We start from the raw sequence: 26,211 nt of genomic DNA on the forward strand, positions 1-26,211 counted from the left end.
GTCTTCGAACAAATACCAACCATGAGTGAGCAAAAGATCTTCGACTCAAAATCACAACCTATTCCTCCGTTGCGTCGGGATATACAGGTTATCCCCATGCAAGAAAACGGGAATGCACTCCTCTATTTCCATGATCAGCGGGGATATGCCACGACTGATTTTGCTCTAAAACGTGAAGCCGGGCAATTACTTTCCATCCTTGACGGACAAAAAAGCATTAACGATTTGGAATCTCATTTAGGAAAGGGTATCACCAAAGACGATCTGCTCCAATTCATTCAGCTATTGGATAAGAATCGGGTTTTGGCTTCCGATTATTTTGAGCAACATGCCAAAAGCATCGAGACAGAATATGAGGCATCAACGATTCATCAATCTGTAACGGCCGGTGCTTCCTACCCTGCTGATCCCAACGAACTAAAAGAATATCTGGATGAGGCTTTTGCTAACCACCCTCAAGAAAACATTAACCCCGTAGACTCCGCCAAAGCCCTTTATGCCCCACATATCGATCCGCGTGTAGCGTTGGAGAGTTACGTAAAAGCGTTTGCTCCCATTCGGGATTTAAAGCCCAAACGCGTAATTATGCTGGCTACTTCGCATTATGCCGGCCTTTATCCCGATTTATATCAAAACGATCCTTTTATTCTGATCAATAAAGACTTTGAAATGCCATTAGGAACGATTCCCAGAGATCAGAAAGCTATAAAGGAATTACAACATGCCGAGGATGACATGGGGATCTCCTCTCATGATCGTGCTCACCGAATGGAGCACAGCCTTGAACTACATCTACTTTTTCTAAGCTATCTTTGGGATCACGAATACGAAATCGTGCCTTTCGTTATCCGAGGACTCGACGACTTATACTATGTGGAAAATGGACATTTAGGTCAGAAACTTGATAGTTTTTCCACATTTCTGAATAAAAATTACGGTGATGATAACGACACCTTATTCCTAATCAGCGGTGATTTAGCTCATATTGGCAAAAAATTTGGGGACGAAACTCCCGCTGCCACGATGTTTGATGAGGTAGAATCCTTTGATAAACGCTTTTTAGAACATGGTGTTCAAAACGACCGGGCCGCAATGCTTAAACTCATGAAAGAGGATTATGATCCCTATCGGATATGCGGATTCCCACCGTTGTACACCTTCCTACAGGCAATGCCCAATGTACAGGGAGAAATTTTAAGCTACGATTTGTGGGATGAACGTGAGCGCGACAGCGCCGTGACTTTTGGCTCTATTCTATATCAATGAAAAATTAAAAATAGCTGAATGTAAGATGGTCCTGCCTCATTTTATTGATTTTTAATTCCTAACTATCCAATATTTCCATCTTGTCGGCGAAGTAAGCGGTAAAGTCACGCATATCTTCGGCCATCCCTTCTTCTTCGGTAGCATTTTCCAGCGTATCGGCCATCGTCACCAACGTCTGATGAAAGAAGATTTTCATCTCATCTTTAGTCATCTCCTTCGTCCACAAATCCAGGCGCAAGGTATCCTGTTTTTTGGGATCCCACATCGATAAAAACATCGCCTTGCAGTTGGCAATACCCTCCCCCTCTTTATCGGTGGCATTCCAATCGATTTTTTCGGGGACGTTATTGTCGTCGAGCTCTACCGTAATACTTATTTCTTTCTTGTTATCAGACATAATATCAATTCATTTAAAATTTTGACATAAAAATATTCAAAACTTCTCAACTTTATAAAAAGAACATCAATGAATTTGACCTTTTTTATTCATCCATCACGCATATACTATTGAAGCATTTATGGTTTCATAATTTAGTATAACCAAGAAAATCTCTTCGAAAAATTTGGATTTTAAACTCAATAAAAACCTCTACTATGAAGCTATTTAAATATTCTGGAAAACGTTTTTACAAATACAAATTACTGGCGACATTTTTATCCATAGCTTTTTTCTTCTTTGGATGTTCTCCCAGTGCACAACTGCTAAATGATCTACCCGTACACTCAGCAGAAATTAAAGTGCTGAATGAAAATAATGAACCTGTAAAAGGTGCCCAGGTCGAAGCCTCGAATGGACGCAAATCCACTACTGACTCAACCGGTGTGGCTACGATACGATTTGGGAGCGTCGGTCTTTACACCGTTAGTGTAATGGCAGAAAATTATATGCCTTCAAATTTTACGCTCACTATGCCATCCGACAACAATGAGACATTCACACGCCATCTGTCGCAACAGGTCAACTACACAGGGATAAGCGGTATGAACTTTGGCTCGGCCAATATGTATCCCATGATGTTTAGCTATCTCTTCAGCAGCTACGGTTATGGCCTTGAGTTAGACTCCTACGAAGAATCAGAAGTGACAGAATGGAAAATCACAACTGAAAGTGACGGACTCACCATGAAGAAAGCCTTCCTAAAAGAGTTGGATAGCGGCAAACAGTGGTGGCAAATTGCGCTCCTGGAAAAAGAATCCGAAGAGCCTCAATACATTGCCGAGATACTGTTTTCCGAAAACAGAAAATCCATTCTCCGATACCGGGAGCAGCTGGGAGATGGAGAAATACAGGAAAAGCCGGTTTCCGAAGGGTGGTATAATCAACCTGCAGAACTCACGAAAGAATCCATTAAGGGTGCCCAGGAACAAACCAATGTATCTGTTGAAACACCAGCGGGAACATTTAACACAGACTTACTAAACTTTGGAGTTACCGGTGGGACCTCTCTTAAAATGTGGCGCGTGGGAGAAGATGTTCCGGGCGGTGTTGTTAAATACCAAACAACAAGAGAAGGAGAGGTTTTGTATGAGAGCGAACTGCATTCGTACGGGAGTGATGCAACATCTCTGCTTAACAGCTTTTAAATTAAAAATAAAAGGCCTCATTCATCTTGCGATGAATGAGGCCAAAATTAGTTACAAACTGCTATCAAAAATTAATAGCGATAATGATCAGGCTTGTATGGTCCCTCTTTGGGAACATCAATATATTCAGCCTGCTCTTCAGATAGCTCTTCAAGCTCCACTCCTATTTTCTTGAGGTGCAGACGAGCCACTTTTTCATCCAGCTCTTTTGGCAATACACTAACGTCCATATCAAAATCCTCGGGACGATTCCATAGTGCAATCTGTGCCAGCGTCTGGTTGGTAAAGCTGTTTGACATCACAAAAGACGGATGCCCTGTTGCATTACCAAGGTTCATCAAGCGACCTTCGGAAAGAAGGATAATCTCTTTTCCATTGTCATCGAGCTTAAACAGGTCAACTTGAGGCTTGATATTATCGCGCTCAGAATTTTCTTTGAGCCAAGAAACATCAATTTCATTATCAAAGTGACCAATATTACCGACAATCGTCTTATCCTTCATATTCTTAAAATGACGCTCGGTAATAATATCTTTATTACCCGTTGCCGTAACTACGATATCTGCTTCTTTAACGGCATCGTCCATCTTCATCACTTCGTAACCTTCCATTGCGGCTTGAAGTGCACAGATGGGATCAATTTCCGTAACGATGACACGAGCACCGGCTCCACGTAATGAAGCAGCAGAACCTTTACCAACGTCGCCGTATCCGGCCACAACCGCAACCTTTCCGGCCAGCATAATATCGGTAGCACGCTTAACCGCATCTACACAAGACTCGCAGCAACCGTACTTATTATCAAACTTCGATTTCGTTACCGAATCATTAACGTTGATTGCAGGAGCACCGAGCGTTCCATTTTTCGACATTTGATAGAGGCGATTCACACCGGTCGTGGTCTCCTCAGAAATTCCGTTGATGCCGTCAAGCAGCTCAGGATAATCTTCATGCACGAGCTTGGTCAAATCTCCGCCGTCATCAAGAATCATATTCAGCGGTTCTCCATCTTCAAAGAAGAGCGTCTGCTCAATAGCCCACCAAAACTCCTCTTCGTTCATTCCCTTCCAGGCATATACCGGAACACCTCGCTCTGCCATTGCAGCAGCGGCATGATCTTGGGTAGAAAAAATATTGCAGGAAGACCACTGTACATCAGCTCCCAGCTCAATCAGTGTTTCAATTAATACTGCAGTTTGTACCGTCATATGCAGGCAACCCGCAATACGTGCACCCTCCAACGGCTGTTCATCCGTATATTCCTCGCGGAGCGCCATCAAACCGGGCATCTCTGCCTCGGCCAAACGTATCTCTTTTCGGCCAAACTCAGCCAGTCCAATGTCCTTAACTTTGTAAGGAAGTTTCTCTTTTACCTTCTGTGCCATGAATTTTATTACTTAATTTCTGTTTTGTGAAAGTCTTTTAAAATACAACATTTACCGTTGTTACTCAACAACGGCAAATAAAAATACATTCCTACGCAACCCTATATTATTTATGCTCTTCAATGATCTTTTTTAGCTTCTTGTAATCTCCTTTTGGTCCTGATGTTCCCATCGATTTTTCTATGAAATTTCCTTCGGCATCAACATATACCTTAAAGGGGATGCCCTGCACGCCTAACTTTCGATGCAGATTGTTTGAATCCATGAGATACTCAAAGGTATAGTCATTCTTCCGGGCAAAAGCTTCGGCATCTTCCTGCGTATCCGTAAAGCCGGGTGTAACGGCCAACACTACAAAATCTTCGGGATACTCTTCCTGAACATCTTGCATGGTAGGAAAGCTTGCCAGACACGGCTTACACCATGTCTCCCAAAAATCGATCAACACCACCTTTCCTTCAAAATCCGAAACGGATACCTCATTTCCATCAAAATCGGTAAACGTAGCCTGCTCTACATATTGAGCATCAGAATTATTACTCTGATCCGTTTCTACTGCAGCAGTTTCTTCCGTTTGTGATTTTTCTTCACCATTACCACATGCTATAGAACCAACTGCTAATAACAAGATCAATAACCAAGAATATTTCTTCATTTCATCAATATTAAATTTTTGGGATTTCAGAGCAACTAAGATATAAAACAGCAAACACAAGATAAGCATTCATTTTTTATTCTTTTCAGCTCTACTCTCACAACTGTTTTATAGTCTTTCTTACCTCCTACCGGTGTTTTTCTTCTCGAATTCACCAGAAAAACATCTTCAAGCTAAGCCAAATAATAAAATTGAACTTGCTTCTTAAATTAGCTTTTCGAATTATGGAAAAGATGCTTGTTAACATTAAGCACACATTCAACCTTTAATTCTATTTATCATGATTAAAAAAAATACCAAGTACCTTCTGGGGGTCGTGTTTCTGCTTCTTTCACAAAGTGCAGTAGCGCAATTTACCGTTGAAGGAACCGTAATAGATGCTCAAAGTGGACAAGCCCTTGTTGGTGTCAACATTTATGACCCAGGGTCTGAACAAGGAACAACAACAAATACTGAAGGATTTTTTTCGCTGGAAATACCAGCCCAGTCAGCAACCCTTCGTATTACCTATGTTGGATATAATCAAAAAAACGTTGAGGTTAGCGCCGATAACAATGAAATAACCATAGAATTACAGAAAAGCGTAGCAAACCTTGATGAGGTGGTTGTAACTGGCCTCGCCTCATCAGTACAGCGTGAAAACCTTGCTAACGCTGTAAGTTCAGTTGATTCTGAACAACTTACCGGAACCACTTCTTCACAAACGCTTAGCTCAAGTTTATACGGGAAAGTGGCAGGCGCGAATATTACCTCAAATACAGGTGCCCCTGGTGGAGGTATGTCGGTTAAACTACGTGGCGTTACCACCATCAATGGTTCCTCTGAGCCGCTGTACATTATTGACGGTATCTACCTAAATAATGATGCCATAGCAAACGGATCCAATGCGGTAACACAAGCAGCAGCTGGCGGTAGCTCTTCGAACCAAGACAATCCGGTAAATAGGGTGGCCGATCTGAATCCTGATGAAATTCAAAGTATTGAAGTGCTCAAAGGTGCTTCTGCAGCCGCTATTTACGGGCAACGAGCCTCAGGCGGTGTGGTTATTATTACAACCAAGAGAGGCAGTGGAGGGAAAGCACAATTTAGTGCCTCTCAATCTATTGGCCTTACAACTATCCAGAAAAAGCTGGGACAACGTCAGTTTACAGAAGCAACTGCTGAATCAGCCTTTGGCCCTAAAGGAAAAGCGCTTTTTAATGAAGCCAAATCCAGCAATCGCTTTCTGGATTATGAAGAACTCATGTATGGTCAAGAAGGAGTACTTTCAAAAACCCAGATTAGCAGTAGCTTTGGAAATGAATCTACCTCCTTTTATGTAAGCGGCATGCTTCAAAATGATGAAGGCATCATCAAAACCACCGGATATGAAAAACAATCGATCCGGGCCAATGTAGACCACCAATTTACCGAGAAGTTCAATGTTTCCGTTTCCTCAAACTATATTCACTCTGAATCGCGAAGGGGGCTTACGGGGAATGACAATACCGGTACTACCTTTGGTGTTTCCATGGTAGCCACTCCGAATTTTATTGATTTGCGACCTGAAAACGGTGTCTATCCTGCCCACCCATTCAATACCGCAAACCAGCTTCAGACAAGAGATCTATTTTCAAACTCTGAAAATGTCAATCGCGTATTAACATCTGTGAAAGCTGAATATGATATCTTCCAAAAAGATGGGAATTACCTGGCCCTCCAGTTCCAGGGTGGTGTTGACTTTTTTAGCCAAAACAATAAGCTCATTTTTCCAAGCGATCTTCAGTTTGAGCGCATCAGTGCTCAACCCGGAACCCTTGTTGAAACCAATACCAACAACTTGAATACCAACACCTCATTAATGCTGATACACACCTTTAGCCTTTCCGAAAACGCGACACTAGTTTCACAAGGTGGATATACTTCATTTAACAACGACCAAAACACTATCTCTACTGTTGGCAGAGGTATTTTGGGGACCCAAACCAATGTTGACCAAACAGTGAGCGTCAGTAATAACCAAACCAGGATCTACCAACGAGATCGTGGATTTTTCATCCAGGAAGAGTTCAATTACAACGATACCTATATTACCACTGTAGGATTACGGGGTGATAAGTCAGATCGTAATGGAAATGTGAATGAAATATTTTATTATCCCAAAGCATCGTTTGCTTGGAATATCTCGAATATGGATTTCTGGGAAGGCAATGGCCCAATCGATAATTTAAAACTTCGTACTGCATACGGACAAACGGGTAATCTTTCTACCTTCGGTGCAAAGTTTACCTCACTGGGCCCGTCTAATATAGGTGGATCCGGAGGTATATTAATCACCAATACACGGGGAACCGATGATATTCAACCCGAACGCCAGAAAGAGTTGGAAGCCGGTTTTGATATCAGCGCTTGGGGAGGAACAGCGAACTTAAGCGTTACCGTTTACCAGAAAAACATTTCAGAACTGTTGCTGCAACGTGAACTAGAACCATCTACCGGCTTTAGTTTCGAAAGCTTTAACGGAGGTGGATTGCGCAACCGTGGTATTGAAGCCAGTCTGGACCTTACTCCTGTTCGCAATAACAATCTCAATTGGAATTCCACCTTTACCTTCTCTAAAAATGTTTCAGAGGTAACTGACCTCTCAGTTCCTGCCTTTGACGTGGGTGGATTCGGGACATCATTGGGTGTTTATCGCGTGGAAGAAGGGAAGTCGGCCACACAAATTGTTGGTCTTGATCCTGTAAAAGACAGCAACGGTAATTTTAGTGGAGATATTACCACCAAAAAATTAGGTGACGGTGAGCCCAACTTTCAACTTTCTTGGTATAACCAGCTCAATATATTAAAGAATGTTGATTTCTCCTTTATGCTACACTGGAAAAAAGGTGGCGATGTCATCAATCTTACTGAACTCCTGTCGGACCTAAACGGTACCACAGCTGATTATGATGATACCGACCTTACCTTCCCCGACTTTGTTAACGAAGCCGGCGGTATTACAGATGATACCAAGAACGGAGTAAAACGTGCCAGCTTGTTAGGTGTTACCACCCGACAATTTGTGCAGGACGGGTCATACCTGCGCATGCGAGAAATTGGGCTATATTACAATGTCCCAACACAAATGATAGAAGGTATTAGTTCTGCCTTAAGAGGAATACGCTTCGGTGTATCTGCGACAAATCTGTTTACCATATCTCCCTATCGTAGTTATGACCCCGAAGTTTCCAACTTTGGTAATCAACCCATTGCTCAAGGTATTGAGGTGACACCCTATCCCTCAACCAAGCAGTATTATTTCCACTTTAATATCGATTTTTAATTTATAAGTATTGACTATTATGAACAATATTAAACATCATATATCGATCGCTTCAGTACTTCTGCTTGCCTTGTCATTTGTAAGCTGTAATATCGTCAACGTTGAGGATCGTCCTGATCCTAATAACACAGCACTGGAAACGGTAGTTGAGAATCCCACCCCGTCAGAGATTAACACTCTTATAACGGGTACCGAATCGAGTCTAAGAACCGACCTTCGTATTTACCATATTAACGTTGGTATGATAGGCCGGGAAATGTATCGCTTTTTAGCAGCTGAACCACGTAATACTCAGGATCTATTAGGCGGCGGCTCTTCTGAACTCGATGCCGGATCTTTCTATACTTCGCGTCCTTGGGCAGCCTTCTATACCAGTATTCGTAATGCTAACATTCTCATCGAATCAGTAAAAACCATCACTGATAACAATGCTGTAAGTGAAGCAGAACGAAACGGTATCTTTGGTTTTGCCAAAACTATTAAAGCCTATCAATATCTTATGGCTTTGACAATGCATAATGAGAATGGGATCCGTAAACAAAATCAAACTGATTTCTTTTCGACCGGTGCATTGCTAAGTAAAGCTGACAGCTATCAACTGGTTGCTGATCTTCTTGATGAAGCTGCCACCCACCTCTCGAATGCCGGAAGCGAATTCTCATTCCCCCTTTCACCAGGCTTTGAAGGCTTTGACAGCCCTTCAACCTTTTTACAGTTCAACCGTGGCCTACGGGCTCGTGTTGCTGTATACCGGGGGAATTTTGATGCAGCCATGGGATTTGTCGGCAACTCATTTTTAGATGCAAGCGGCGACCTCAAAAATGGTGTCTACCATGTCTTCTCCACAGGATCAAATGATATTACGAATCCACTGTTCTCTAATCCCCAATCGGGCGCGGGTGACAGTTATGTTGTCCATCCCTCATTTGTAACTGATGCCGAAAGTGGAGACAACAGGGTCGTTGGTAATAAAGCAATCCTACGCTTAGATGAGAACGGCGACGTAAACACTGCCAGTCTTGACGAACTTTCCAGTGATTACGGGCTGTTTGTTTATAAAACCCAAACAGCACCTATGCCTATTATCAAGAATGCTGAGCTGCTACTCATTCGAGCAGAAGCCAACATCCATGGTAGTACTCCTAACTTAACTGCTGCTGAAGATGATATTAATGTTATTCGTAACGCGGCGGGACTGTCCGACTACAGTGGCCCACAAACCCAACAAGCACTCGAAGATGAGATGCTTCGTCAACGACGATATGAACTTTTCTTTGAAGGGCATCGCTGGGTAGATATGCGTCGTTATAATCGTTTGGGTGAGCTGCCACTCGACCGATCCGGTGATAACGTCTGGGAGTCATTCCCAATACCAGAAAGTGAAAATATTTAATATCCAACACACTTTAACCATCAAAGGCCGGAAGTAGATACTCCGGCCTTTTTTATTTATCCCCAGCCTGCGTTTTTGTATTTTAGGCGACTAATTGTTAGAGACGAACAACATTTAACTTATGGCAACGTACGACTTCATCATAGTAGGAGCCGGCATCGTCGGCCTTTCGACAGCGTATAAAATTACCCAATCCTACTCCGATTTAAATATCCTGGTGCTCGAAAAAGAGGATGACGTTGCTGCTCACCAGACCGGAAACAACTCCGGTGTTATTCATTCGGGCATCTACTACAAGCCCAACAGCTATCGCGCCAAAAACTGCGTAGACGGACGCCACCAACTTGTTAATTTTTGTGAGCGACACGGTGTAGATTATGAAATTTGTGGCAAGGTCATCGTTGCTACCGATGAAGAGGATATTCCGCGCTTGAACAAGATTTTTGAGACAGGCCAGATCAACGGTATCGAAGGCATCAAAAAAATTGATCCGCAAGAGGTTACCGAAATTGAACCCTACGTAACCAATAGCGTAAAAGGCATTCACGTGCCCTGCTCTGGTATTGTTGATTACGTAGGCGTCTGCCAACAACTGCGAACGCTCATCGAAGAAAATAATAACCGGGTTGCATGTGAGCAAGAGGTCACGAACATCGATCAAAATAAAAGCGGTCTTTCTGTAAAAACAACGACTGATACTTTCGACGGAAAATATTTAATTAACTGTGCCGGTTTGTACAGTGATCATGTTGCTGAGTCTGCAGGCGTTCGTCCAGATATCCAAATTGTGCCCTTTCGCGGCGAATACTACGAGTTGAAACCGGAGGTGAAACACTTTGTGAACGGTCTAATTTACCCCATGCCCAATCCGGCGTTTCCATTCCTTGGCGTACACTTTACCAAGATGGTCCGCGGGGCAGTAGAATGTGGACCCAATGCCGTTTTTGCCTTCAAGCGCGAAGGATACGACAAGCTTTCATTTGATCTGGAGGAAACGATTGAAACGCTCAACTTCCCCGGGTTCTATAATCTGTCCAGAAAGTATTGGAAAATGGGATTAGATGAATGGTATCGATCCTTTTCCAAAAAAGTTTTTGTAAAAGGACTTCAAAAACTGATTCCCTCTATTCGTCCCAAACATCTCAAACCTTCTCCCTCGGGCGTTCGTGCAATGGCCTTAAAGCCCAATGGTGAAATCCTCGATGACTTCCAGTTTGAAGTTACTGAACGGGAAATTCATATTCTCAACGCCCCCAGCCCCGCTGCAACGGCCGGATTAGCTATTGGTGATGAGATTCTGAAGCGCGCCGAGAACACATTTATGTAACTTTTTGATAGTTCAAGTACCGGGGACTTCCTCAACAGGACACTTTATTAGGTTTTTTAAGTAGCTAAAAAGTTTACTGATTATTTAAACCCCGAGGATTATAAATTTTCGGGGTTTGTACTATAACCTTGCAAAGGCATCCAAATATTGGTATATCTTTCTCCTATGGATATATCTCTCGAATCCTCCACTCCCGACATTCATACCGACGACCAAACACGCCACTTGTACGCCAACGATGCCTCCAGCTATGAGGAATTGCCCGAAGGCGTAGCTTTCCCAGAGTCGCAACAAGACATTGCAAAACTTGTCCTATGGGCTCGCGAAAACGGAAAAAGTATCACGGCGCGGGGAGCGGGCACCAGCCTGGCAGGACAAACAACCGGCGGTGGCATTGTCATGGATGTAGGCCGCAACATGAACCAGATCATTGAAATTGACGAGAGTGAGCAGTTTGCCTACGTACAGCCCGGCGTCATTCGGGATACCTTAAACCGGGAGGCTGGTAAATATAATCTGCTCTTTGGTCCCGATACCGCCACCACGAATCGCTGTATGATTGGCGGCATGATCGGTAATAACTCATGCGGTATTTTTTCCATCAAGCATAAAACAACCCGAGAACATATTCTCGAAATTGATGCCGTATTGAGTGACGGTTCACGTGCTACTTTCAAGCCGCTTTCGGAGACTGAACTGGCAGCGAAGATGGAGCTCGATACGCTCGAGGGCCATATTTATCGAGAAATAATTGCGCTCGTTCGTGAGCATCGTGATCAGATTTTAGAAAACTATCCGCATCCCGAAATTATTCGGCGCAATACCGGTTATGCCCTTGATCGTCTTTGCGAAATGCAGCCCTTTAATCCCGACGGCAGAAAATTCAATATGGCTGAACTGCTATGCGGCAGTGAAGGAACGTTAGCGATGACCACTTCGGCAAAATTAAACCTTGTCCCTCGCGACTCAGAATCCATTATTTTAGTACCCCATTTTTCAACCATACGAAAAGCTCTTGAAGCCACAGTCGAAATTGTGAAGGAAGATCCTGCTGCCGTTGAGTTGGTCGATGATATTATCCTCAACGCCACAAAAGGCAATATCGAACAGCGCGAAAACCGCTTCTTTTTGGATGGTGATCCCAAAGCGATTCTAATTGTCCAGTTTGACGGTGATGACGCTGATACTCTTCAGCAAAAAGCTGAAAAGCTTTCCAAAAACCTACAAGAGATGAAGCTCAGTGAAGCTACGCCCATCATCACCAATGAACATAAAATGGAGCGCGTCTGGAACCTGCGTAAAGCGGGACTGGGACTACTGATGGGACTGGGCTCAGAGGGACGAACGCCTACCTTTGCTGAAGATACCGCGGTGCGTGTCCCCGACCTGCCCGATTATATCGATGACTTCCAAAAGATCTTGGACAAACACGAAACCAACTGTGTGTTTTATGCGCACGCTTCGGTTGGAGAGCTACACCTGCGCCCGGTTATTAATCTGCAAAAACCAGAAGAGATTGAAAAGATGAAAACCATGGCTGGGGAAATTGCCGACTTGGTACGCAGCTATCGCGGTTCGTTATCCGGCGAACACGGCGACGGACGTGCACGCGCCCCATATATCGAAAAAGTGCTTGGGGCAGAGATGATGCCGCTGCTCAAGAAAGTAAAACAGATTTGGGATCCGAATGGCATTTTCAATCCCGGAAAGATTACCGATTCCAAACCGATGGAGCAGGATCTCCGGTATTCTCCTTCTTATAAAAAGCCCAACGTTGACACCCATTTCAACTGGCGTAAAGAAGAGGGCTTTGCGGACGCGGTCGAGCTTTGCAACGGGGCGGGGGTTTGCCGAAAACTGTCAGAAAGTGGGGGCACAATGTGTCCCAGCTATATGGCTACCAAAGAGGAAAAGGATTCCACCCGCGGACGGGCAAATCTTTTTCGCCAGCTATTTTCGGGTAAACAAAAAGAGGCTTTTCAATCCAAGGAACTAAAGGATGCCTTGGGTCTGTGCCTGAGTTGCAAGGCTTGCAAAAGTGAATGTCCCGCCAATGTGGATATGGCGAAAATGAAAGCTGAATTCACCCAAGGTTGGCATAAAGAACACGGGATATCACTGGGCGAACGATTTTTTGGTCAAGCAGCTAAGCTATATCCCCTGGCTTCGCTGTTTCCAACATTTACAAATTGGATAATGCGTCAGCCTGTGACTAAGGAACTTCTGCAACAGTTTCTGGGTATCGACATACGCCGCGACTTGCCTACTTTTGCCAATAAAACGTTTATGGACTGGTGGGATAAGAACCACGCTAATTTAACTCGTCCGACGTCAAATCCAGACGTTGGACAAGAAAGTAGACAGGAAGTGGTTCTCTTAATTGATATTTTTACCAATTACCACGAACCGGAAATAGGCAAAGCGGCTGTGCGGTTTTTAGAGTCCCAAGGCTATAGGGTTATTGTCCCTGATTTTCACGAGGTGGGGCGTCCGCAAATATCCAAGGGGATGCTCACCCATGCCAAAAAAATATTGGACACCAACCTGCCCCGGCTGGCCAACTTTGCCGATCGCGGAATGCCTATTATCGGACTTGAACCCTCAGAGATTTTAACGCTGCGTGATGAATACCTCGACCTATGTGACGAAGATCAGGTTCACTCAGCACAAAAAGTTGCCAATGCCAGCCATACCTTTGAGGAGTTTTCCGCTGACTTACTGGCAGATTCTCCTGTATCTACAAAAGACAAAAAGGTATTTGTACACGGACACTGTCACGCCAAATCACTCATTGGCAATTCGGCCATTCGCAAAGCGCTGGAAGATGCCGGCTATGAAGTAGAGGTTTGGGATACCGGCTGCTGCGGAATGGCGGGCAGCTTTGGATATGAAGTCAGTCATTATGAAGTATCGATGGATATTGGGAAACAACGACTCTTCCCTGCCTTGAAACATCTCCCGGAAGATGCGCTCGTCTGTGTACCGGGATTTTCATGTCGTCATCAGATAAAAGATGGCGTTAACGTACAGACCTTCCACCCTGCCAAACTGCTCGCTGAGACATTGATCTAAAAAACTTCCCTTCGGAAGGCAACCCTCATCACAAAACTGCTGTATAGGCAAGAAACGACCTTCAGCTATCTAATTACAATTATGGGGGATTCATTATGCTAATAAGCAACCATCAAAATACATTGTTAGCTATTGTAGTATCACTGTTTCTTATTTTTACTGGATGCGGTGATTCAAGTACTGATACCGACACCGAGAATGATGACAACAACCAAAATCAATCCGCAAACTTTGAAAGTGGGTTAATCGGACCCGGAGAAACGTTTAGCTATACCTTTGAGGAAGAGGAAACAGTTGATTATTACTGTACTATCCATACACCAGATATGACCGGGCAAATTACCGTAACAAGTAGTGTGGAAGCGGTAGATCGAGATACTGTCGAAATGGAAAACGACCAGTTTGTTCCTGAAAACCTTGAGGTAGCACCCAACACCGAGGTAGTTTGGGTTAACAACCAGGATCACGATCATGATATAAAAACAGGTACTCCTTCATCAGATAATGATGGAGACGATCCCAACTATTAATTTGATCAAATGAGTCCACCCTGAAATCATCTACAGACTTCTATTATCCGGTTTCCCTTGCTTTGAGGTTAGGTGCACAAGCATCCAACCTCTTTTTATGTCTCCTTCTTTATAGGATACCCTGCTTCTGTCCAGGATCGAAATCCACCAGCCAGAGATTTCACGTTTTGATACCCCATTTTCTGCAGATTATCAGCAGCCAAGGCTGAACGATATCCGCCTCCACAATACAGAACAATCTCCTCTTCTGCATCAGGATATTCTTCCTCAATATCACGCTCCAAAATACCGCGACCAAGATACTCGGCTCCTGCAATGTGTGCATCTTCCCATTCATCCTGCTCACGGACATCCAACAACACAAAATCGTCACCGGCTTTTTGTTTCTGCCTAACTTCTTCAGGCGTAATTTCCTCAATACGGGTTTTAGCGTCGTCGACAAGTGTTACAAAACGATCGGAGTGATGTTTTCCCATAATTAATAATATTTTGCCGTAGTTTTACGCGGATAAAAACCAATTATACCCAAATACTGTCTATTAGTCGTGGCTTAATTCTTAAAGGTATTTCTATTGATCAATTCCTGCGCACTTTCGAGGGCGGCCTCAGTGATATCTTCACCGCTCATCAGTGTAGCGACTTCTGTTATATGCTCATTTTCATTCAATGGAATAATGCGCGATACCGTTCGCCCGTCCTGCTCTACTTTCTGGACTTTATAGTGCTTATGTGCCTGACTGGCAATCTGAGGCTGATGCGTAATCGCAATAATCTGGCATCGCTCGGATAGACGTCGCATCGTACGTCCCACTTTCTCAGAAATCTCTCCGCTTATTCCAGTATCAATTTCGTCAAAAATCATCACCGGCAGACTCTGCTCGCGGGCTATGATAGATTTTAGCGCCAGCATCACCCGGCTAATTTCTCCACCTGAAGCAATTTTAGCTAATGGTTTCGGCTCTTCACCCTTATTCGTAGAAATGTACAGTCGAACCTCGTCACAACCGTGTTCGGTACACTCTACAGGCCGACCGTCAACAGTGATCCATCCCTGTGACTCCGGTGCCACCATCCAGTCCACGCGCACCTCAAAATTAGCGTGCGGAATTCCCAGCTTGCTCAGCTCGTCCTCAATCTTTTTTGAGAGCTCATCCCCTACTTTTTCTCGAACGTTATGCAGTTCTTTAGCTTTCTCGGCCAATACATCAGCTTGGTTATCAATCTTCTTCTCCAGCTTTTCAATCTCAAGATCAAAATTCTCTGCCAGACTTAATTCTTTTTTGATTTCATGCAGATATTCGATCAACTCGGGAATACCGCGATGATATTTTTTCTGCAGGCTGTTTAGCTGATTTTGGCGCTTGCGCAGCTTTTCCAACCGACTGGAATTAAACTCAATCTTACTGCGGTACCGCTCAGCAAATTGTACGGTCTCCCGAATACTAATACGCGCCGATGAAATTTCTTCCAAATAACTTTCAAACTCCGGCTCGATACGGGCAATATCCTCAAGGTGTAACTTAATCTGGTTCAGTAATTCCATTACATTTATCTCATTGTGGTCGCCCATCTCCACAATGGCTCCTGCTTTTTGATCGAGCTCCTCAGCATTGTCAAGCAGGTGTATTTCCTCCTCAAGTTTTTCTTCTTCCTCGGGATCAAGCTCGGCATCCTCAAGTTCCTCAACCTGGAATTGATACAACTCCACTTTTTCCTGGAGCTCACGCTCCCGTTTTTGCAGGCTTCGCAATTCTTTTCGAAGCTCCACCATCTCTTGATAGGATTGCCCATAGGCTTTCAAGGCCGGCTGTACTTCAGCAAACCCATCAATAACACCACGATGATTCTCCTCCTTGAGTAACATCTGGTGATCGTGTTGACCATGTAGATCCACCAAGTAATTACCCACCTCTCGCAATACCGAAATGTTCACGGGTGTATCGTTAATAAAGCCCCGGCTGCCCGACGATCGAATTTCCCGCCTGAGAATCAGCTCCGGTCGTTTCTCAACAGCATTTTCTTCGAGCAGTTGGTTAACCTCTTCATATTCTCTAACTTCTATAATAGCCTCGGCGATAGCTTTACTGGCTCCCTGCCGAATCACTTCCGTATCAGCACGTTCGCCTAAGATCATATTGAGTGCACCAACAATAATCGATTTACCCGCTCCCGTTTGACCGGTTAGGATATTGAGCCCCTCTTGGAAGGAAACTTCCAACTCATCGATCAAAGCAAAATCTTTAATATACAGTGATTGTATCATAGCCGTCGGTGATTAATTTAGAATCTAAAAGTACAAAAAAAAGAACACTGATTAACCCTAATTAAACTGATACTATTTTATGATATTCAGTTATCTATCAAATCATATATTCATGTGCGTTCTTAATTTAAAATAAAAAAGGCCCCCGTTTTTTACGGGAGCCTAATTTGTTTGTGCCCTCAAGGTATCTATCTTAATGAACAGTCATTAGTAAGACCCTTAAGGAAGGCAATCCTTACAAAATAATTTCAGTTTTTTTTGTACTTTTTTGAACAATCAATATAAATCTTCATTTAAGCGATCTGATGTCCAATAATAACAGAAACCAATTTCAAGAATATCACCTGGAAGTTCCGCAAGAAGAAACTTCGGGCACTCGTTTAGACAAATATCTGGCCTCCAAAATAGAAGAGACCTCCCGGACCAAAATACAGGAAGCCATAAAAGATGGACACATAACCGTTAACGAAAAAAAAGAAAAAGCATCTTATAATATTGAACCCGACGATATTATAGATGTCCAAATTCCAACTCCCACCCCTCCGGATATTACCGCCGAAGAAATTCCCTTGGATATTGTTTATGAGGATGATGATCTGCTGCTCGTTAATAAAAGTGCAAATATGGTCGTTCATCCCGCAAAGGGGAATTGGTCAGGCACCTTGGTCAATGGATTAATGTGGCATACCGATGAACTTTCGGAACCAGAAGAAGATACGGTGCGCCCGGGCATTGTTCATCGATTAGATAAAGACACAAGCGGATTGCTTGTTGTTGCCAAAAACGACAAAGCCCACCGTATTCTAAGCGAATACTTTCGAACAAAAGAAATTGAACGCACTTACTGGGCTATCGTCTGGGGTACTCCCGATGAAAAAGAAGGAACCATTACCGGGGCTATCGGCCGCGACCCGCATAACAGGAAACGGATGGCGGTAGTACCGGAGGATAAAGGCAAGCATGCCACAACGCATTACAAAGTGCTCGAATATTTTGATCACCTCACCCTGCTCGAATTAAAGTTGGAAACCGGTCGCACGCACCAAATTCGCGTACATCTGGCCGATAATAACCTGTGGGGTTTCGGGGATCAAAAATACGGTGGGGATTCGGTGCGGTATGGTCCCAACACCGGAAGTCGAAAACAGATGTTCCAGAATCTCTTTGCCTCCTTGCAACGCCAGTGTCTGCATGCTAAAACACTGGGATTTGAGCATCCCACAACAGGAGAGATAGTTGAATTTAATTCTGAACTGCCGGGCGATTTCCAGCAAGTTTTAGGGATGCTTCGACAGAATTGTAAGCCGAACCATATTTATTGATTAGCTTTAGCAATAGTAATCCTCAATAAAAAAGGAGCCCATTTTTAAGTGGACTCCCTTTTATGCAATCAAAGTCAAAAACTAATTCTCTATATCGAAGCTCGCTTGTAGGGCCGCTTCAATTCTTGAAACAGACTCTTCTAAATGAGCTTGAGTATAATCATTGAAATCATAAGTTGGCGGTGAAAGACGAGCTTCCAACTGATTTTGCAACATTTTAAGTTGCTGCCTGGCTATTGACCGAGCATCAGCAGGCATGTCATCCGGAGCCTCGGTTATCAGTTTCACCATCCGATTAAGGTGATTTCGCTGTAAATCCCGGCGATTGGTTTCAATATTTTGACCCGGCGATGCAAGTACCTCTGACCAGATCGATTCGGTCAGCGCACTCATCAGCTCGGGAATGGTCACCGTATTTTCGATACCGAATTTAACCTCAGTATCACGGATACGCGACAAACGAACCGGATCTAACAACTGCTCGAGAAGTGAACTTTGGATACCAAGCATAGTTCCGTGCAGCGGGTAATCCACGCGTCCACCATAGGTAGTGCTATTGCCCCAATGGCTCCAGCGATCAGCCCCCATTTTTTGAAAGATATCCTGTGGCAACGTCATCGCATCTGCCGCAAAAGCATAATTCACAATCATGTCGAGTGCTTCTTTTTGCTCTTCATATTCCACCGGCTCAAACGGCATGCGTCCATCGGGATCACTTACATGATCGCGATATTGATGCTGTCCACCAATATATTTTACGGCCGGCGTCAGCACACGTGCATATTGGTAGAGATAACTTTGAAACAGATCTGTTGCCTCATAATACGGGGCATTATCTTCTAATTTTATTTCCCCAATTTGAGGAATCAATCCTCTTAGGAGATCAGCTCGCTCTTTTCCCCACGCCAGCGGATCAGATCCCAAATCAAACACATTTACATGCGGATCTACGGCACCTGCTCCACGAGCATCTTCATCGGTTCCATATGCATGACCCGGTTGAGCGGCCTGACGTGCAATTTCTTCTGCTTTCTCATCATCAGGCGTATATCCGTAGGAAATCACCCATCGATCATACGAACCCACACCAGGATTATAGTAATAGGCATCTTTAGATTTATCCTCCGGATGGAGATTAATAGAAGGATATTCCATAGCAGAGCTGAATACTCCCTTTTCTTCTCCCCATTCCTCATCATAAAGCTTATCGAGCGGCGTATCTATGGATGATCGAAAATTGTGACGAAGTCCCAGCGTGTGCCCTACTTCATGCATAGTTACCCATTTCAGAGCCTGATCTACAAACTCTTTCGGCACCGGATCGCCTGCTTCAATCTGTCCGTTAGCCAACAAAAAGCTGTGGATCAGATCAAACTGGGCATTCATTTCACTGTAAAAAGACTTGGTTTTTACACCCTTGCTCATAAGCGCCAGCTCCTTATCGCTTACATTAAAAACTTCATCAATAGCACTGCGTGGCTCTACCATATGTCGATATTCATCTTTATCCCCCAGCAACATAGAGGCTTCAAAAAGAATATCCGCATCCAAAATTTCTCCTGTTCGCGGATCTACCACTGATGGACCAATGGCTCCATAACCGGGCTGATCAGAAGTACTCCAGCGTAAAGTCGGATAACGTATATCTTCGGCCATTACACTGTCGGGCAACATTTTTGCTTGTACAGCATTTTTAAATCCGGCATCTTCAAAGGCATCCGACCACGCGGTGATGCCGTTCATCATAGCCTCGCGATATTTTTCCGGAACGGTACGATCTATATAATAAGTGATGGGGTTCTTTGGGGTACAAAGTTCTCCTTCCGACAATTCTTCTTCGCACTCCAGTCGCCAGCGATTAACATATCGCTTGAAAAAACTATCGGACTCTTTGGAGAAATCCTTGTGCACCGTCATAAAATAACCGGTGCGATCGTCGGCCATGCGCGGCTTCATCGGTTCTTCCGGCAGCTCAACCATGGTATAAAACAGCGACAGCGGAATATATCGACCGTCGGCCACTGTTCGAGGTGCATTATCCTCAGCATTATTAAACGTCAACTTGGCCTGAATATTTACATTGTCAGGAAAAGCCTGCACTTTTTCGAGATGTGAGCGACTCTTATCAAATGTTACCCGGCCCGGTTGTCCGTTTTCTCCTACGGCATATTTCAGGCGTTGGGAAATGCCTGACAAGTCCCCCACAAACCAATCATATACATTGATTAACATTTCTGAACTATCAGCATTAAAGGCTTCCACCTTGGCCGTTTCAAGGACCGAACTTCCGTAAGCAAGGTTGAGCGCTCTTTCCAGGGTTTCATCTCCACCGGCCGTATACCGATGGGGATGCTGAACCAGCATAACTTTGCCTTCGTGCTTTTCCAGGGATACTACCAACCCCTCAAAAATAGACAGCATGCTTCCGCCATAAAGACCCGCAGATCCGATACCGCGAGCAAGTTCAAAATTCATAAGGAATAGCTCATCTAACTGATCCTCGGATACCGACAAATAAAGATTGCTGTCTTTTTGATAAAGGTCGAAATATCCTTCGTACTTTTCAGCGTCTTTAGTCAGCTCTTCATAACTATCTTCCCTCTGTGCTTTCTCTTTCTGGCTATCTACGGTTTGCTCGGTAGTTGAGCAAGCTGTAAATACCAGTCCAACGCACAGTATCATCAGAAATGCATGTTTCATAACAGTATTTATTGATTAATGTTTAAGAAGTAACATTTTAAATGTAATCAGAAATGTATTACGGTGTGACTTGAAAAATGTTTTAAAATGTTAATATTATTTAGAAAATTCTTGTCACAAAAGAGTTGAAATGGAATAAATATAGACGTATCTTTGGCCTCTTATTGAACTGCGCCTGTAGCTCAACTGGATAGAGCACCTGATTACGGATCAGGAGGTTAGGGGTTCGAATCCTCTCAGGCGTACTCTTCTTTTTTAGACCAAAAACCCCGTTTATTTCACGATGAGCGGGGTTTTTTGTTGGTATATACACTAGCTACCATCCCTCCTTTTCGGGAAACCTTTTCCCAAATAGCCCCTATTTTCCTTGCTCGGTACTACATTTGGTACTACATTTCTGGTGTACTCTTAACCAACCCGATCAAATACATATGGCAAGTCTAACTAAGAGAAGTGGGAACTATTCGATCATCTTTAAAACCACCCTGAATGGTAAGTCTTATAAAAAGACCTATGCCCTCGGGACCAAATACAAAAAGATAGCAGAGCAAAAAAAGCTAGAGTATGAAAAGCTCTATGATGCTGGCAAAATAAATCCATTCGATGATGACTGGAATCTCCAAGAATATGAGAAAGAACAAGAACTCGATGGTACGTCGCTTACCAGCCCAATCATCAGTACACTTCAGAAGCAATTTTTAAAAGAGAAAACAAACGTAACCGAGCAGACCAAAAAAACTTATCGACAAATTATTAGTCAATTCATGGAAGAGGTCGGATACAGTATGCCGGTGACCATGATCAACAGTAGTGATATCAAAAAGTTTTGCTTGAAGCCTCACCTGGCCAACGCTTCCAAAAAGAACTACCTCATACATCTTAAAGCTTTTTTCAATTGGATCGTAGATAAAGAAATTCTGGATTCCAATCCATGCGATAATATTGGTATCCCTAAAACGCGTGATAACCTCGTAGATAAAATTATTGATGAGGAACAGCTCAACGAAATATTCGAGAAGTTCAAAGCCTATCAGAAAAAGCACCAAGAGTCGGGAGCTATTAAAACCGATCAACAAAAGCAGCATTGGTTTATTCCACTTATCACCCTCGCCTTTTATACCGGACTACGAAGAAAGGAAATCATTCAACTTCGATGGGAGCATGTAAATCTTGGTAGTCGGTTCCTTCGCGTTACCGATACCAAGAATGGTTACGAACGTACGGTCCCAATTTTTGATACTCTTTACACCGAACTAAAACGATGGAAAGAATTTAACGGAAATCCTAAGAAGGGACTCGTATTTCCAAGTCCAATGTCAGTTCCCGGTGGAGAAAAAGCCATAAGAGGAGGCAATGTATCAAAACGTTTCAAATACTTTGCGACTGAGGAAGCCAACCTGAAAGACTCCATCCATTTTCATGGTCTCCGGCACTCTTGTGCTACTTTCCTTTTGCGCAACGGATTCAACGTAATAGAAGTAAAGAACATGCTGGGACACAAAAGTCTGGAAGTAACCAACAAATATGTTCACCTCGTAGCTAATGACCTGCTTAATACGGCTAATAGAAATGGACTTATCACCGAATCAATAGATTAAAATTTCTTAAAAAATGTTGATTTAAAAAGTGCATTTTGTTCTGAAAAGTCATTTCTTTTTGCGGCCAAAAATAACGCATCAAAGGAAGATTCATGACAGAACAGAACCCCAAAGATTCCCTGCTCCAAACAATAGCTACCCTCGAAGCCAAACTAGATTTCGTATTAGACTCCATCATGGTCAAACCTGACAAATCAAAATATATGACCGCAAAAGACATTCAGATGGAGTTTGGAATCTCACATCGAACCGTCTTAAACCGAAGTAATTTTCTTCCGGGCCACAAAAAACATATTCCCAGTTTCCAGGCAGGTGATCGTCGTAAATATTTTGAACGGCGGGTAATTGAACGGCTATTCAAACAGAATGAATAGCTGTCCAGCTACAACTAAATTGCCTTCTTCAACAAATCCAACAAAGCTGACATGACATCCGGATCCAGCTTGAGCTCCGGATGTTCTTCCAACTGCTGGTCGATATCTGACACCAATCCCTTGATCTCCTCCATCCTATTCTCAAGCAACTGCTTTTGTTTCAGCTCAGTTTTTAGCTCCTCTTCATTACCAATCACAAAATGTGGTCCCTCTCCTGTCAAGAGCCAGTTTATGTTGATACCCGCCTCTGCAAAATGACGTAAGGTGGAACTATTAACTTCGCTCTTAGTCCCATTCTTCAGTTCAGAAATTACAGAGCGATTCGCTCCCGTTTGGCGTTGCATTTCTGAGACGTTCCCGTCATAATATTCATCCAGCAAATACTGGACATTTTCCCGGAGGATGTCTTCTTCAATTTCTTTCACTTTTTTTTGTCCTTACTTAAGTGGTTGTTTTAGCCGTACTTGCACTCTCTCTTCATAGCTAATGACGTTATCACGACATTTTTATATTGTTTCGTTGTTATCGCATCACTAAATTAGCACCTGCGGTAACGGTAGTGCTTACCTACAACGCGCTTATAATACTACTAACCTACAATATTAAAAAGACAATTTTTTCAGTGCATCAAGCTATAACCAAATATGACGTAAACCGACTGCGGCTACATATGATCAAAGGTGAGATAATCGATCAATATGACACGTATAATGAGTTTAGGGAGACCCTCTTCCCTAATATTAAACTGAATACTTTCCGTCAGTGGTTCAAAAAACCCTACTACATTTCGGACGCTCGGCTTTGCAAAATGGAGCAGGCTCTCGGCATTTCTACACAAACACTATGTGATCGTATGAGCGATGAGTTTGAAGTTGCCACCGATGTGCTTTGCCAGGTAAAAGGAATCCGCCTTCCCAACTTCGAAAACCAATTATAACCACAGATATGGCAAAGATTATCACCCGATATACCCTTGGGGATACCATTGAGTTTATCGATCCGGATGGAAACTATAAAACAGAAACCGTACGGATGATTGAAACACAGCTGGTCGAAGGATTTGGTCTGTGGGTCATTTATGGCTTTGGAGATGATATTTATAATCCCAGCCATGTTAGCGAACATCAAATATTAATCTCTCAACAAAAGGTACATGAGCGCCGAAAAGCAGGCAATCCTCGCCGATTATCCCGACACGGAAAGTAAATCACAAACATCGTATAAACACGGAACCGATCCCTTTGAATATATTGATAGCTCAAATCATGCGGACTTTGGTTGGTTCCGCAATGAGTCTGACGGTACCAGCCGGAAGATTGGTAGCTTTGACATTGAAATTCACTCAAAAATCATCCGATATAATCCTGAGACGCTAAAATGGGATGAAACCCTGTATGAGTGTCAGGTAAGTTGGCTGCTGCCCGATAGTCGTACCCTTACGCAAAGCGAGCTGTTCATATTGGAGCCCGTGGACCTACTCTCGAAGAAAGCATTCCAGGTGCAGATCTTTAAACATTCCTATCAGTCGGCACGATTTAAGTCTGATGATGAGATCCTCTTTTTTATGAGTTTTCTGTGTAACCGATGGCAGCCGCAGACGGTCTACGAATTCAATTATTACGGATTTATCGAACATCATGGGTATAAATTCTATCTGACGCGCAATGCGTTAATCAATATTCCTAACGATCATCTTCGGGAGCCACAATATATTATCGCCCCCAATGCAGATTCCGGCCTGTTCCCCATGGTAGCTGCGGACACTACCTTCTATGTTAAACCCGGTCGAATTGAGCCCGCACCCCAACTGGATCTTAAACCTCCTGTTGATGGATTCTACACCGATGATGAGCATCACCTTTATACTGACCAAAACCTGCGATACTTCATTGATACCGTTCGGGATAAGTTTGGCGAACTCATAGCTGGACAGCAGCCTGAAAAACGAGCAGAGGGTCACCTCATTTTCTCCTATATGCTTTCGTTTCTATTCTTTGATGAAATCTATGACGTATTCAAGCATGTCGTCTTTCTCTATTTGTATGGTGATCCCTCGACCGGTAAGGGACAGCTATCACAGATTATGCTGAACTTCTTTGGCCAATCATTTACCGACGTTGATTCGAACCCCACCCTGAAATCGGCCGAAAACAAGCTGGCCAACCACAGCAAGATACCGGTGATCATGGACGAGTTTGTGCCCGGTAAAGGCAAGATCACGCCACAGGTGTTTAACATGTGGTACGAGTTGAGACAACGTGGCGTTAGTGCAGCCCATGACCGCTCAAAGAATGCCTGGAGCCCCGTACGATCACAACTAATGTTTATCTCCAACTATAAACCCAGCGAAGACCACTTTCGCTCACGGTGTATCATGATTGAATATGCCAAAGAAAAACGAGGCGACGTACAAAACCTCTGGTGGTTCGAGAACCATAAACGGGAGATGCAACGGCTTTTTATTTCTCTACTGTACAAATTCAATGACTTTAACCGGACGCTGTTTAAAAGTGAACTACACTGGATCAAACGCCTGCTTACCGAAGCCGTAGAGGAAGAGCTTTCCAAACGAAGTGAAAAGGAAGGAACCCAATTTCAAATCAAAGACCGGCAGATCGAAAATATGGCGGCCCTTATTACAGTGGACCTGTTTGTTTGCCACCCAGGGGATGTTGAATTCGCTGAGTTTTTTACTCCCTCTATTGATAATAAAAGTAACCGGCACGTGTCCAGTGAGGAAGATTTAAACGAACTTCAGGCTTTAATAAAAGAGAATCGCGTCAACTCGGAGATCTTTCGGTATAGCGTGGAATTTTTAGCTAATTCGGCCGAACGCGAGATTCAGCAAACTCCGCTGCAGCAATTCCTGTCCAGCCTCGAAATTATGAACGAAAATGGGGAACTCCCCAAACGCTACTATGGCTGGAATACCAAAGACGGACTAGTAATATACTGGAGTGGCATTTGGGATGCCTACACCAACTATAACAAGGGACGCGACTATATCAGCCAAGATGTTATCCGGGAAGAGATAGAAGCGTTGGACCTGAATGGAAAAGCAAAAACCAATTATTACAGTTACGAGGATCCGATTAAAGGTACCGTCAAAGAAAACAGGCATGGTTACCGCATACCCAGAAAGAACCTGACACCTTCGTGGCTGCGGGCTTTTGGGAAACGGGAGGAGGCCAACTTGATGATGGAACGAAACTCTCAAGAAGCCACAGAATACGTTGTAGCGGAAGCCGAAAGTACAGCGCCTTTTTAACCAAAATAGCCCGAAATCTGAGACATACTAAGAAACTGAAATAACCATCTTATTTTCTTAGTAACTCAAATTTTGGGCTCTCCAACATACTGTAAGTATATAATATATAGTTAGTTAGTAAATAATAATATAACTAAGAAATCCACTAAGAAACGACTAAGAAGTCTAAG

General features: G+C 43.5%; 20 protein-coding genes and 1 tRNA gene. 14 read left to right on the plus strand and 7 right to left on the minus strand.

The window, feature by feature from the left end; genetic code table 11:
* Positions 1-21 precede the first annotated feature (21 nt).
* A complete protein-coding gene (gene amrB, locus CK503_RS08275; protein ID WP_095606333.1) occupies positions 22-1,266 on the plus strand; it encodes an AmmeMemoRadiSam system protein B in 1,245 nt (414 codons plus the stop codon).
* Between the two features lie 58 nt (positions 1,267-1,324).
* Here the strand turns inward: amrB and gldC are convergent, their stop codons facing one another.
* Positions 1,325-1,663, minus strand: a complete 339-nt coding sequence (gldC, locus tag CK503_RS08280; RefSeq protein WP_095606334.1) for a gliding motility protein GldC — start codon at positions 1,661-1,663, stop codon at positions 1,325-1,327.
* 197 nt (positions 1,664-1,860) lie between these two features.
* Between gldC and CK503_RS08285 the strand changes: the two genes are divergently transcribed.
* The gene (locus CK503_RS08285) at positions 1,861-2,850 is read left to right on the plus strand and encodes a carboxypeptidase-like regulatory domain-containing protein (RefSeq protein ID WP_095606335.1); all 990 of its coding nucleotides are present in this window, start codon (positions 1,861-1,863) and stop codon (positions 2,848-2,850) included.
* A 71-nt stretch (positions 2,851-2,921) separates the two neighbouring features.
* On the opposite strand, the gene ahcY is transcribed toward CK503_RS08285, so the two are convergent.
* Together ahcY and CK503_RS08295 are read right to left on the minus strand one after the other, a co-directional pair.
* Positions 2,922-4,235, minus strand: coding sequence for an adenosylhomocysteinase (gene ahcY / locus CK503_RS08290; RefSeq protein WP_095606336.1), 1,314 nt, complete (start codon positions 4,233-4,235; stop codon positions 2,922-2,924).
* A gap of 106 nt (positions 4,236-4,341) precedes the next feature.
* Complete coding sequence (locus CK503_RS08295; RefSeq protein WP_176466255.1) at positions 4,342-4,890, minus strand: TlpA family protein disulfide reductase; 549 nt, start codon at positions 4,888-4,890, stop codon at positions 4,342-4,344.
* Between the two features lie 280 nt (positions 4,891-5,170).
* Between CK503_RS08295 and CK503_RS08300 the strand changes: the two genes are divergently transcribed.
* The 5 genes from CK503_RS08300 (at position 5,171) to CK503_RS08320 (ending at position 14,516) form a co-directional block, all read left to right on the plus strand.
* A complete protein-coding gene (locus CK503_RS08300; protein WP_095606338.1) occupies positions 5,171-8,194 on the plus strand; it encodes a SusC/RagA family TonB-linked outer membrane protein in 3,024 nt (1,007 codons plus the stop codon).
* A gap of 19 nt (positions 8,195-8,213) precedes the next feature.
* Positions 8,214-9,587 carry a RagB/SusD family nutrient uptake outer membrane protein gene (locus tag CK503_RS08305; RefSeq protein WP_095606339.1) on the plus strand — a complete coding sequence of 458 codons (1,374 nt, stop codon included), beginning with the start codon at positions 8,214-8,216 and terminating at the stop codon, positions 9,585-9,587.
* Between the two features lie 121 nt (positions 9,588-9,708).
* Complete coding sequence (gene lhgO / locus CK503_RS08310) at positions 9,709-10,914, plus strand: L-2-hydroxyglutarate oxidase (protein WP_095606340.1); 1,206 nt, start codon at positions 9,709-9,711, stop codon at positions 10,912-10,914.
* A gap of 165 nt (positions 10,915-11,079) precedes the next feature.
* A complete protein-coding gene (locus CK503_RS08315) occupies positions 11,080-13,986 on the plus strand; it encodes an FAD-binding and (Fe-S)-binding domain-containing protein (protein ID WP_255233364.1) in 2,907 nt (968 codons plus the stop codon).
* 95 nt (positions 13,987-14,081) lie between these two features.
* Positions 14,082-14,516 (plus strand): cupredoxin domain-containing protein, encoded by a 435-nt coding sequence (locus tag CK503_RS08320; RefSeq protein WP_095606341.1) that lies wholly within the window; start codon positions 14,082-14,084, stop codon positions 14,514-14,516.
* Positions 14,517-14,611: 95 nt separating this feature from the next.
* On the opposite strand, the gene CK503_RS08325 is transcribed toward CK503_RS08320, so the two are convergent.
* Both CK503_RS08325 and recN read right to left on the minus strand, forming a co-directional pair.
* On the minus strand, positions 14,612-14,992 hold the full coding sequence (locus CK503_RS08325) for a rhodanese-like domain-containing protein (RefSeq protein ID WP_095606342.1): 381 nt from the start codon (positions 14,990-14,992) through the stop codon (positions 14,612-14,614).
* Between the two features lie 74 nt (positions 14,993-15,066).
* Complete coding sequence (gene recN, locus CK503_RS08330) at positions 15,067-16,779, minus strand: DNA repair protein RecN (protein WP_095606343.1); 1,713 nt, start codon at positions 16,777-16,779, stop codon at positions 15,067-15,069.
* 305 nt (positions 16,780-17,084) lie between these two features.
* Between recN and CK503_RS08335 the strand changes: the two genes are divergently transcribed.
* A complete protein-coding gene (locus CK503_RS08335) occupies positions 17,085-18,101 on the plus strand; it encodes an RluA family pseudouridine synthase (RefSeq protein WP_095606344.1) in 1,017 nt (338 codons plus the stop codon).
* 81 nt (positions 18,102-18,182) lie between these two features.
* Here CK503_RS08335 and CK503_RS08340 read toward each other — a convergent pair whose 3' ends face one another.
* Positions 18,183-20,801, minus strand: a complete 2,619-nt coding sequence (locus tag CK503_RS08340; protein ID WP_095606345.1) for a zinc-dependent metalloprotease — start codon at positions 20,799-20,801, stop codon at positions 18,183-18,185.
* Between the two features lie 171 nt (positions 20,802-20,972).
* On the opposite strand from CK503_RS08340, the gene CK503_RS08345 reads away from it, so the two are divergent.
* The 3 genes from CK503_RS08345 to CK503_RS08355 all read left to right on the plus strand — a co-directional run bounded on the left by CK503_RS08345 (position 20,973) and on the right by CK503_RS08355 (position 22,773).
* A tRNA-Arg gene (locus CK503_RS08345) sits at positions 20,973-21,046 on the plus strand.
* Positions 21,047-21,232: 186 nt separating this feature from the next.
* Positions 21,233-22,399, plus strand: coding sequence for a tyrosine-type recombinase/integrase (locus tag CK503_RS08350; RefSeq protein ID WP_095606346.1), 1,167 nt, complete (start codon positions 21,233-21,235; stop codon positions 22,397-22,399).
* Positions 22,400-22,491: 92 nt separating this feature from the next.
* Positions 22,492-22,773 carry a hypothetical protein gene (locus CK503_RS08355; RefSeq protein WP_095606347.1) on the plus strand — a complete coding sequence of 94 codons (282 nt, stop codon included), beginning with the start codon at positions 22,492-22,494 and terminating at the stop codon, positions 22,771-22,773.
* Between the two features lie 14 nt (positions 22,774-22,787).
* On the opposite strand, the gene CK503_RS08360 is transcribed toward CK503_RS08355, so the two are convergent.
* Entirely contained in the window at positions 22,788-23,198 is a 411-nt protein-coding gene (locus tag CK503_RS08360) for a helix-turn-helix domain-containing protein (RefSeq protein ID WP_095606348.1), read from the minus strand.
* A gap of 197 nt (positions 23,199-23,395) precedes the next feature.
* Between CK503_RS08360 and CK503_RS08365 the strand changes: the two genes are divergently transcribed.
* From CK503_RS08365 to CK503_RS08375, 3 genes are read left to right on the plus strand one after another with little or no spacing between them, the layout of a single operon-like run.
* Positions 23,396-23,710, plus strand: coding sequence for a hypothetical protein (locus CK503_RS08365; RefSeq protein WP_217988373.1), 315 nt, complete (start codon positions 23,396-23,398; stop codon positions 23,708-23,710).
* Positions 23,711-23,718: 8 nt separating this feature from the next.
* Complete coding sequence (locus tag CK503_RS08370) at positions 23,719-23,979, plus strand: hypothetical protein (protein WP_095606350.1); 261 nt, start codon at positions 23,719-23,721, stop codon at positions 23,977-23,979.
* Positions 23,927-26,041 carry a hypothetical protein gene (locus tag CK503_RS08375; RefSeq protein ID WP_095606351.1) on the plus strand — a complete coding sequence of 705 codons (2,115 nt, stop codon included), beginning with the start codon at positions 23,927-23,929 and terminating at the stop codon, positions 26,039-26,041. The genes CK503_RS08370 and CK503_RS08375 overlap by 53 nt, the downstream gene beginning before the upstream one ends.
* Positions 26,042-26,211: the final 170 nt, after the last annotated feature.

It is taken from the genome of Fodinibius salipaludis (assembly GCF_002287075.1).
In the GTDB taxonomy this organism is placed as follows: Bacteria; Bacteroidota; Rhodothermia; order Balneolales; family Balneolaceae; genus Fodinibius; species Fodinibius salipaludis.